10 protein-coding genes are annotated in these 11,019 nt (G+C 35.5%); all 10 read left to right on the top strand.

Annotated elements, in window-relative coordinates; translation table 11 throughout:
• Positions 1-148 precede the first annotated feature (148 nt).
• Positions 149-2,803, top strand: a complete 2,655-nt coding sequence (locus tag EZV73_RS09445; RefSeq protein WP_240840047.1) for a cation-transporting P-type ATPase — start codon at positions 149-151, stop codon at positions 2,801-2,803.
• A 117-nt stretch (positions 2,804-2,920) separates the two neighbouring features.
• Positions 2,921-4,669: a cache domain-containing protein gene (locus EZV73_RS09440; RefSeq protein ID WP_240840046.1), complete on the top strand. Its 1,749-nt coding sequence runs from the start codon at positions 2,921-2,923 to the stop codon at positions 4,667-4,669.
• Between the two features lie 66 nt (positions 4,670-4,735).
• Complete coding sequence (locus tag EZV73_RS09435) at positions 4,736-4,909, top strand: hypothetical protein (protein WP_240840045.1); 174 nt, start codon at positions 4,736-4,738, stop codon at positions 4,907-4,909.
• Between the two features lie 316 nt (positions 4,910-5,225).
• Complete coding sequence (locus EZV73_RS09430) at positions 5,226-5,537, top strand: phasin family protein (protein WP_240840044.1); 312 nt, start codon at positions 5,226-5,228, stop codon at positions 5,535-5,537.
• The gene (locus EZV73_RS28640) at positions 5,524-5,997 is read left to right on the top strand and encodes an AarF/UbiB family protein (protein ID WP_255813110.1); all 474 of its coding nucleotides are present in this window, start codon (positions 5,524-5,526) and stop codon (positions 5,995-5,997) included. Before EZV73_RS09430 ends, EZV73_RS28640 begins: the two co-directional genes overlap by 14 nt.
• Positions 5,975-7,111 carry an AarF/ABC1/UbiB kinase family protein gene (locus EZV73_RS09425; protein ID WP_255813108.1) on the top strand — a complete coding sequence of 379 codons (1,137 nt, stop codon included), beginning with the start codon at positions 5,975-5,977 and terminating at the stop codon, positions 7,109-7,111. The genes EZV73_RS28640 and EZV73_RS09425 overlap by 23 nt, the downstream gene beginning before the upstream one ends.
• A gap of 77 nt (positions 7,112-7,188) precedes the next feature.
• The gene (locus EZV73_RS09420; RefSeq protein WP_240840043.1) at positions 7,189-8,568 is read left to right on the top strand and encodes a radical SAM protein; all 1,380 of its coding nucleotides are present in this window, start codon (positions 7,189-7,191) and stop codon (positions 8,566-8,568) included.
• Between the two features lie 17 nt (positions 8,569-8,585).
• Positions 8,586-9,047 (top strand): HD domain-containing protein, encoded by a 462-nt coding sequence (locus EZV73_RS09415; protein WP_240840042.1) that lies wholly within the window; start codon positions 8,586-8,588, stop codon positions 9,045-9,047.
• A gap of 99 nt (positions 9,048-9,146) precedes the next feature.
• Positions 9,147-9,611: a hypothetical protein gene (locus EZV73_RS09410; protein WP_240840041.1), complete on the top strand. Its 465-nt coding sequence runs from the start codon at positions 9,147-9,149 to the stop codon at positions 9,609-9,611.
• 304 nt (positions 9,612-9,915) lie between these two features.
• A complete protein-coding gene (locus EZV73_RS09405; RefSeq protein ID WP_240840040.1) occupies positions 9,916-10,923 on the top strand; it encodes a fatty acid desaturase in 1,008 nt (335 codons plus the stop codon).
• Positions 10,924-11,019 lie beyond the last annotated feature (96 nt).

The raw sequence follows: 11,019 nt of genomic DNA, 5'->3' as shown, positions 1-11,019 counted from the left end.
TCTATCAAATGACACTACTGTTATTTGTTGTGAGGAAAAATGGATTTAAAGGTATATTTACTGTACAAAGACTTAAATCTATAGGAATTGTATCAAAGAAAGGATATGTCAAAGTATTGGAATTACTTACTTGACATAAAGAGGTATTGTGAAGGATAAATATTATAGCAAGGCTATTGAAGAAATAGAAAATATCTTAGAAACCAATATAGATAACGGTTTAAAACATGAAGATGTAATTAAGGCGCGTGACAAATACGGTGAAAATGCTTTAGAGGAAAAAGCCGGTAAGACCATTTGGAAGATGATTCTTGAACAGGTGTCTGACTTTATGATTATCATTCTTATACTGGCAGCAGTCTTATCCATGATCGCAGGAGAATTTATAGATGGTGCTGTTATATTAGGCATCGTTGTTTTAAATGCCGTTCTTGGTATCACCCAAGAAAGAAAGGCCAGTGATGCCTTGGCTGCTCTTAAGTCTATGGCAGCGCCTAAAGCCAAGGTTATTAGAAAGGGTATTTTAGATCTTGTTGATTCCAAGGATCTAGTGCCTGGCGATGTGGTTGTTTTAGAGTCAGGAGACTATGTACCAGCTGACTTAGTCTTATTTGAATCTGTAAATATGAAAATAGATGAATCTGCTTTAACAGGTGAATCAGTTGCTGTAGATAAGGAAGTCGGACAAGTTGAGGATGAAGCACCTATTGGTGATAGGGTCAACTCTGCCTTTATGTCTACAATTGTGACTTATGGTAGAGGTAAGGGGATTGTTGTTTCTACAGGCATGTCGACAGAAATTGGTAAGATTGCAACCATGCTTAATGAAACTGAAGATGAAAAGTCACCCCTTCAAGAGAAATTGGCCTCATTTGGTAAGCTTTTGGGTATGATTTGTATTGGTGTTTGTATCATCATATTTGGACTTGGTCTTTACAGAGGTGAAGAACTTCTTGAAGTATTTATGACTGCCATTTCTTTAGCTGTAGCTGCTATACCAGAAGGACTACCTGCTGTGGTCACTGTTGTACTGGCTATGGGTGTTACTAGAATGGTTTCAAGACATGCTATTATGAAAAACATTTCAGCGGTAGAAACACTTGGGTCGACAACAGTTATTTGTACCGATAAAACAGGTACCCTAACACAGAATAAGATGACTGTTTTAAAGGTCTATGACGGCAGTGAAGAGTGGCAGGTGACTGGAACGGGTTACTCTTTTGATGGAGAGATTGCATCTGAATCAGATAAAGATAAGTCTCATATAGAAAAACTCTTACAGACAGCTGTTCTATGCAATGATGCAAAAATAAAAGACGAGCAGGTGATTGGCGACCCAACAGAAGGTGCTTTAGTTGTACTGGCTGCCAAAGGTGGTTTTGATCAGGCAAGTATGAATCAATCATATCCAAGACTTTCAGAGTTTCCATTTGATTCAGTTAGAAAACTAATGTCTACAAAGCATCAAATAGATGAATCATATTACATGTTCACAAAGGGCGCGCCTGATGAAATTTTAGCCAGATCAACTAAGATACTCATTGGTAATGAAGTTAGAGACATAACAGATGAAGATAAGAAGAGAATATTAGATAAGAACAAGGCTTATGCTGAACAAGCACTTAGGGTGCTTGGTTATACATATAAGCCTGTTGATAGTCATTCAGACTTATTCCATGAAGAAAATGATTTGATTTTCTTAGGACTCACTTGCATGATTGATCCACCTAGACAAGAAGCTATTGAGGCTGTCAAGCTTTGTAAAAAAGCTGGCATCCGCGTGGTGATGATAACAGGTGATCATATTACAACGGCAAGTGCTATAGCTAAGCAATTAGGGATTATTCAAACTAGTGATGAAACCCTTAAAGGCTCTAAAATAAACGATTACAATGATGAAGACTTTAAGGAAAAAGTTAAATCTACAAGCGTCTTTGCAAGAGTATCACCTGAACATAAGGTAAGAATTGTAGAGACGGTTAAATCAAATGGTGATGTTGCAGCCATGACTGGAGATGGTGTGAATGATGCACCAGCCCTTAAGCGTGCTGATATCGGGATTGCTATGGGCATTACTGGAACAGATGTATCAAAAGAAGCTGCTGATATGATTCTAACAGATGATAACTTTGCATCTATCGTAGATGCAGTAGAAGAAGGTAGAATTATTTATTCTAACATCAGAAAGTTTGTTGGATTTCTTCTTTCATGTAACATAGGTGAGATCTTAATCATATTTATTGCCATGTTAGCAGGTTGGCCAGTACCACTTGTACCTATACAACTGCTTTGGATCAACTTGATTACAGATTCATTCCCAGCTTTTGCTCTTGGACTAGAAAAGGGTGAGAAGGATATAATGGATAAGAAACCTAGAGATCCTTCTGAGCCAATTGTTGATAAGACCATGAAGATCGCTTTGGCTTTTCAGAGTATTGGTCTAACAGTAGCTGTTTTAACATCTTACCGACTGGGTTTTCTTATGGCTGGTGATGTGTCTTCTGAACTTCAGTTAACCATTGCTAGAACATTTTCATTTACAACCTTGATCATTGGAGAGATGTTAAGAGCCTTTTCTGCTAAATCAGAATATGTGTCAGTTTTTAAGATGAAGATATTTGATAACAAGTACTTAAACTACTCAGTGTTCGGGGCAATCGTCTTGTTACTTATAGTTGTTTATCTACCTTTCTTACAACCAATCTTTTCAACAGCTACATTATCTCTAAATCAACTTGGACTTGCTGTAGGTTTAGGCATAGTGCCACTCTTATTTGGTGAGATAGCTAAAAAAGTTAAGTAATTATAATGGAATCCTTTGTTTTATAAAAGGATTCTTTTTATTGTCATTTTTGAATAATTACCACTATTATAGTGTATATATAATAAGTGACAGCTTAATGACCATTGAGAGGATTATATGAAAGAAAGACTAGAGAAAACTGCCAATACAATATCCATTAACCGTATCATTTTTACCATTGTTACGACAGCTATTTTGATTCAAGGCATAATATGGATAGTTGATAGCATATATATATTTAGATCAGATATTGAGGACATACATCAGATTCAAACTGATTTTATTAAGGCAGAACTAAAAGAGCGAGTAGCATCTGTCATTGATTATTCTGATTATAGAAGTCAAGAAACTGAAAAAGTTCTCAGAGAAGAGTTGCATTCAAGGACTTATGAAGCTTATGCTTTGATGAACAGCATTTACGAATCCAACAAAGAGACCAAGTCAAAAGAAGAAATCACCAAAATGATCAAAGACGCCCTTAGAGAAATTCGATTTAATGAAGGTAGGGGCTATTATTTTATAGATACTTTAGAAGGTGATGTGATACTTTATCCTGTTATTCCAGAAAATGAAGGAAAAAACCTGATCAACCTTAAAGATGACATGGGCAACTATACCTTACAAGATGAAATCAACTTGGTTAAGTTACAAGGTGAAGGTTTCATAGAAGCTTACTGGAAAAATCCAAGTTTAGATGATGACAAAACTTACAAAAAGGTATCTTTTGTCAAAGCCTTTGAACCTTATGGTTGGTATTTGGGCTGTGGCGACTATTTAGATGAAATTACTAAAGAAATCCAGTCTGAAGTCCTTGATTATGTAGACAGCATCCAGTACGGTGAAGATGATGGACAATATGTGTTCCTTCATGACTATAATGGTGTAGAGCTTGCAAATGGTGTTTATCCAGAAATGGTTGGTGTGAACAACTATGACTTAGAAGATATCAACGGGGCTAAAGTCTATCAAGAACAGATTAAAATCTGCCTTGAACAAGGTGGCGGCTATTTGACTCACTTCTGGCCCAATGTGGAGGATTCAGGTCATCATAAAAAATTGACATATGTGGCACCGCTTCCAAAGTGGGAATGGATCATCGGCACAGGTTTAGATGTTACCTCTTTGGATCTATTAATAGAAGAGAAAGAAGCGGAACTAAGACATTCTATCATTTTTAGAGGTATTGTCATACTTATTGTCTTAGGTGTTATCCTTACAGTTACCATGTATCATGTGAAAATGTTTACCAAGAAGGTTAAAAAGAATTTCTCAGTCTTTAGAGACTATATGATATCTGCTAATAAGATGCTTGCGCCAATTGATATAGAAAGCTTGGATTATGTTGACTTTTCTGAGCTAGCTGATGTGACCAATTCTATGACAAAAAGAATTAACAGGCTCCTTAATTATGATGAGTTAACTGGCATCTATAATAGAAGACATATCAAGGAAATATACAATGAAAGCATCGAAAGATTTCCTGACAGAACTGGCATCATCATTATGGATGTGGACTACTTTAAGAAAGTCAATGACAAGTATGGTCATGATATCGGGGATGAAACCCTAATGATTATCGCCGGTCTTTTGAAGGACACAAGTCAAGGATTAGGTCATGTAGGCCGTTTTGGCGGTGAAGAGTTTATAGCGGTTCTTGAAGATGTCTCTTTTCAGGAAACCACTGAAGTCGCAGAAAGGATTAGAAAAAACATTGAAGCCTTTCATATGCCTTCTATAGATGGACATGTAACCATCTCTTGCGGTGTTGCCCATTCAAGTGTATGGAAGAAAGAAGACCTCTTTAAGCAAGCTGATAAAAAGCTTTATCTGGCAAAAGAAATGGGGAGAAACAGGACGGAGTCATAATTTTACTTGAGAAAAATCTTAAATGTCCTATAATAGTGATAGATAGATGCAAAGAGGGGATACAAAATGGACAGATATTCAGAAATTATGCTGCATGATGACATTTCTTCACCAGAGGATTTTGAGATGAAATGTCCTTCTTGTGGACTGATTGTTAAAATCAAGGCGGCAGATAGATTTTCAAAATGTAAAAGGTGTGGAGAGATATTTTATTTGGAAGAATTAGAGAATGAGTACTAAGGACATTAGACTTTCTTAATATGTCTCAAGAAATAATAAAATAATCAGGCAATTTATGATTTAATTGAAAAAGGGTGTTATGATATAGTCAAGTTATGAATGACCCCTTCATACTTCGTATAAGAGAAAGCCTCTCTAATACTAGCCCCAAAGACTACCTAACCAACAGGTAGTTTTTTATTTTTTTGATTTTTTTTTCATTTTGCAAAGAATTAATAAATTATAAATTAAGGCAAATATGATTGTTTGACGCATATTTTTAAGATAGAATCTGATTAGGACGTACGTCCGATTTAGTTGTTGAAAGGAGATAAAAATGGCAAATGTATTTGGTGAAGAATTAAGAAAAGTAGTTTTAGCAGGTATAGGCGCAACAGCATTAACTGTTGAAAAATCATCTAAGTTGATTGATGACCTAGTAGAAAAAGGTGAGTTAACCGTTGAGTTAGGCAAGTCAATGAATGAAGAACTCAAGCACAATATGAAAAGAACATTTAATCAAGAATCTAATTTAATCAGCTTAGACGAGTTAGATCAACTTGATCAAAACCAACTTGAAACATTAAAAGAAAAATTAGCAGCATTAGAAGTAGAGACTAAGAAGTCTTCAAAAGATGAAAAAAAATAAGATAAGTGAAGGTAGTCGTTTTAAAGAGGTACTTAGCATACTGATAAAACATGACTTGATAAAGGGCTTGGATCCTTATAAGCTTAGAGCGATCATTGAGGATTTGGGTCCTACATTTATCAAGTTCGGTCAGATCATGTCCTTAAGATCAGACATGATTCCAGCTGACTTTTGTGCTGAGTTAAAGAAGCTTCAGACTGAAGTTAAACCCATGAAGTACGACCAAGTGACAGAGGTTATAGAAAGTTCGCTGGGGAGAAGCATGGGAGACTTGTTTTCATACTTTGAAGGCAAGCCTTTAGGTTCAGCGTCTATTGCCCAAGTCCATAAGGCCAAACTTCACTCTGGTGAATGGGTGGTTGTGAAAGTCCAAAGACAGGGTGTCCGCCATACCATGGAAAGGGACATAAAGCTCTTAAAAAAGAGCTACAGGTGTTTTGAAGATAGCGCCTGGTGTTAATGAAATTATTGATTTTAACACCATATTGGAGGAGTTGTGGTTTACCACTCAAGAAGAACTTGACTTTATGTTGGAGGCTTCACGATTGGAAATCTTCTATGAAACCAATAAAGAGGTTAAGTATGTCTCCTGTCCTAAAGTCTATAGAAAACTGACAAGTAACAAGGTGCTTGTCATGGAGTATATTGAAGGCATCTTTATAGATCAAATCGAAAAACTTAAAGAATATGGCTATGATTTAGATGAACTTGGCAGGAAGCTTGCTGCCAATTATTCAAAGCAAGTCATGGAAGACGGTCTATTTCATGCTGATCCTCATCCAGGTAACATTCTCGTTCGAGGTGGAGAAATCATTTGGCTTGATTTTGGTATGATGGGAACCATTTCAGGTCATGGAAGAGGACTCCTGCTCAAGTTTACAGATTCAGTTGTCAACAATGATGCCAATGGCATCAAAGAAGTCGTCTTAAGTTTAGGGTCTGCTGAAAAGGCCATCAATCATAGTCTTCTTTATGGTGACATTGACTCCATATTAAGTCGTTATGGAACCATGGATTTTGGTGGCTTGGATATTGCCAAGTATTTAAATGAAGTATTAGAAGTTGCTATGAATCATCAAATAAAAGTACCTTCTTCTTATACCATGCTTGGAAGAGGTTTAACCAACCTTGAAGGTGTTATAGAAATAGTAGCACCACAAATGAATTATTTAGAAGTGGCTGGTGACCATATTACAAGTGGTCTGACTAGGGATGTCAACTTGATTAAGACCATGGAGTCCATACTCTTTAGACTAGGGTCTAGCTTTGACAAGGTTCTAGAAACACCAAAACTTCTGAATAATATTATGAGCATGGTTATGAAGGGACAGGCCAAGGTAGGCATGGAACTTCAGTCATCACATGATTTTGAAGTTATTATGACCAGACTGATCAACAACTTGGTCATGGGCTTGATTATTTCTGCCCTCTTGATAGGTTCCAGTTTAATCGCTACAACAGAAATGAAACCGCAGGTTCTAGATGTGCCTTTACTTGGAGCTGTTGGCTATTTAGCTGCCGCTATCCTTTCGCTTGGTATTATCTTGGACTTAAGAAAAGTAAAAAAATCTTGAACTGTCGCAGAGGTGGCAGTTTATTATTGCATGAAATCGGACGTTTGTCCGATAAATGAAATTTTGAGGAGTAATATATGAAAAAACAAATGGATAAAAAACTAAAAGGCATGTTTATGAACCTGACATCTAAAGTACTTAATAATAAAAGTGAAAAAAATATCGACTATTTTTTAAAAACAGCAGATGGACTTACAAAAAATTACGCATTGAATGTACAGATAAAAGCCATTCATGAAATGTATAAGGAAAAGCCTGAACTCAGAAAATTTATAGCTGAAACCTTGCAGACAACTGATAAGAAATCCTTGGAGAAATTCTTAACGAATTTTGTAGGTAACCATAACTGGTCTGGTCAGGTTGAAAGGGTAGCCATTAATGACAAGCACGATACCCATTTGCCTTATGTTGCTTTGATTTCACCAACTATGAGATGTAATTTAAGATGTGAAGGCTGTTATGCGGCAGATTATAAAAAGAGTGATGATATCTCAATAGAAAAAGTGGACAGTCTCTTTGAGGAAATGAAGTCTTTAGGTATATACTGGGTCATAATATTAGGTGGCGAACCATTCTTCAAAGATGAGATGATGAAATTATACGAAAAACATCATGACATGTATTTCACACCATTTACCAATGGCAGTTTATTTGATGAAAACTTGGCAGATGAACTTAAGAGACTTGGCAATATTATGCCTATGTCTTCTTTAGAAGGTTATGAAGCTGAAACAGACGGAAGACGCGGTAAGGGTGTCTACGATAAAGTAAAGCAAGGTATGTCTCTTTTAAAAGAAAGAGGACTTCTCTTTGGTGTTTCTTCTGCCGTGACCAATAAAAATATTGAGACGGTAACATCTGAAGAGTTTATAGATATGCTTATTGAATCAGGGTCTAAGATGAGCTGGTATTTCAGTTTTATGCCAGTCGGTGAAAATCCAATGGCCGATACTGATTTGATGTTAAGTCCTGATGAAAGAATTATGCTTGGAGAGAGAGTTACTAAGATAAGATCTACTAAACCTTACTTTGCAATAGACTTCTTTAATGACGCCCCATATGTAGATGGTTGCATAGCAGGTAGGGAATATCTTCATATCAACTCAAAACTAGATGTAGAACCTTGTATATTTTCACACTTTGCAGTAGATAATTTAAAAGATAAGACACTTTTTGAAGCCATCAATTCTGGTTTCTTTAAAGAACTTAGAAGTCGACAACCTCATAATGACAACCTATTAATGCCATGTATGATGATCGACAACACAAATGTTATAAGAGAAGTTGTCAAAAAACATGATGCTTATCCAACTCATGAAAGTGCCAGAAAAATGGTGGAAGATGTTCAGTTTATGAGAAAGTTAGATGAAATATCTAAAGACTTTAAACCTGTTGCAGATAATGCCTACACGAACTTTAAAATGAAACATCAAAAGGTGAGTGAAAAAATTAATTAATAGAACTTGAGGTAAAAATGGATCAGTTATTTAAGGATATTCATGATGAAGTTGTTATGAATACTAGAATAGATATGTCAAAAGAACATATACAACATGGGAATACATCTGTTTATGATCATACACTGAGTGTCGCAAAAATGTCATATAAGATTGCCTTAATACTTGGTCTAAATGTCAATTTAAGAAGTTTAATCATCGGGGCGCTACTTCATGATTACTTCTTGTATGATTGGCATGAAAATGATGGCAAACTGCATGGCATTACACATCCCAAAACAGCTTATGAAAATGCCAAAGTAGATTTTGAACTTGATGATGTATCAAAGGATGTCATTCTCAAGCACATGTTTCCCTTAACAGTCGTGCCGCCTCTTTATACTGAAAGTTGGATTGTTACATTTTCTGATAAAGTTTGTGCAATTGGTGAAATCATCTACTTAAATGAGTTAAAGAAGAAAGTAAGTGTTTTGCTTTAGGTATTTTTATGCCCATAAGAGACACTTTGATGTCCTGATAGAATATTTGTAAATAAATGGAGGTATGATTAAAGTAGGAAAAGAAAAGGGAGGGGACATATGCATATTAAATTAACCAAAATGGCAAAGAGAATTATAGTATTTAACTTGATCATTACACTCATACTTGTGGGCATGCATCTTTATAATCTACATAGAATCAATGAAACCACGGAGATGATTATGCTTTATATGGAAGAAAATGATGTATCAAGGGATACTGCTATATTAGAACTAACACATGCTGGCGAAGAACTTTTTATAGGTGGTGAGTTCGGCGTTTATTATGGCTTAACCATATCAGGGATTGCCATAGCTATGCTTATTGTTTTTTCTAAAAAAAATGGATTTTTCTTAGGTTTTTTTACTGCAATTGTTTGTACCTTTACAACTTTTATAGGAGGCCTCCTCTTATTCTATGTGATCTTGTCTGGTAAGAGTCAAATCGATATTGATCCAAATAAGTTTTCACTTAGAAATGATTGGGAAAAGTTCATTCATACGAGAGCAAACACAGAATCATAAGATGTACAAGCTTTCTTTAGACTCTCTTAATATCCATCAAGAATATATAAAATAATGAAGATTTTTAAGTAATTTATACTTGATGATGTTATGATGAATACAAGTTATAAATGACCCCTTCATACTTCAATAGAGAAAAGCCTCTCTAATAACTAGCCCTAAAGACTACCTAACCAACAGGTAGTTTTTTTCTTTGCATAGTTTTTATGAATATGACATCTTTCTTTATAGAAAAATCGAATACAAGGTACTGAATAAATCAGTAAGTTGAAGTGTATATATATATTACAGAAAGGGGTTAAGTATGAAAAGAAGTGAATGGCGTGAAAGACTCGCACCCTTTACACAGGCAAGCACCTTTAGGTCTTGGATGCAGATCGTAAATACATTGGTTCCCTATATATTATTGGTGGTTATAGCAGGATTGATGATTAGATTTGAGATACCTTATATCTTTACTTTTCTAGTAACTTTTCTTGCAGGTGCTTTTATGGTAAGGGTTTTTATTATCTTCCATGATTGTACCCATATGTCCTTTTTTACATCAAGAAGGGCCAATAGAGTTTTAGGAACCATACTGGGTATCATTACCTTTACACCCTATGCCATATGGCAAAAACATCATAACAAACATCATGGTACAGTTGGTAATTTAGATGAACGTGGTGTGGGTGATGTCTGGACAATGACAGTAGAAGAATATCTGTCAAGCAGTAGGTTTAAGAAGTTTACTTATAGACTCTATAGGAATCCGATCTTCTTATTTGTGATTGCACCATTTTTCTTGTTTGCCTTTGTCAATAGATTTCCGAAAGCAAGATTTGAAAGTAAAAAACTATACATGAGTCATTTGATTACAAACTTAGGTTTGCTTTTGATTTTCCTTTTGGTGACCTTTACCATCGGCATCAAATACTATTTGTTGATTCAAATACCACTCTTATTCTTTGCAAGTGCCATAGGTGTATGGATGTTCTTTATACAACATCAGTTTGAAGATGTTTACTGGGAAAGAGATGAGGACTGGGACATCGTCAAGGCGGCTCTAAAGGGCTCATCATTTTACAAATTACCATGGATACTTGATTGGATTACAGGTCATATAGGTTATCATAATATCCATCATTTGAATCCTAGAATTCCAAATTACTATTTAAAAAAGTGTTATAGACAAGTGCATGAGTTCAAAAAAGGCAGGACCATTACCTTATTTGAATCCTTTAAGATGGCCATGTTGTCAGTCTATGACGAGAAGAGTAAAAAGTTGATTTCTTACAAGGAGTTAAGACGGCTTAAGGCCAGTATGAAATAATATATCATCTACAATGAGACTACCTTGATTTGATAGTCTTTTTTGACTTTAGCTTTTTTATATAGTAATATAAAAATACGACCGAATGGTCGGTAG

Origin of the sequence: Acidaminobacter sp. JC074 (genome assembly GCF_022496765.1) — a bacterium.
Lineage (GTDB): Bacteria > Bacillota > Clostridia > Peptostreptococcales > Acidaminobacteraceae > JABXKX01.
Note: the sequence above shows the minus strand (reverse complement) of the source record. Positions and strands in the feature narration are given on the sequence as shown.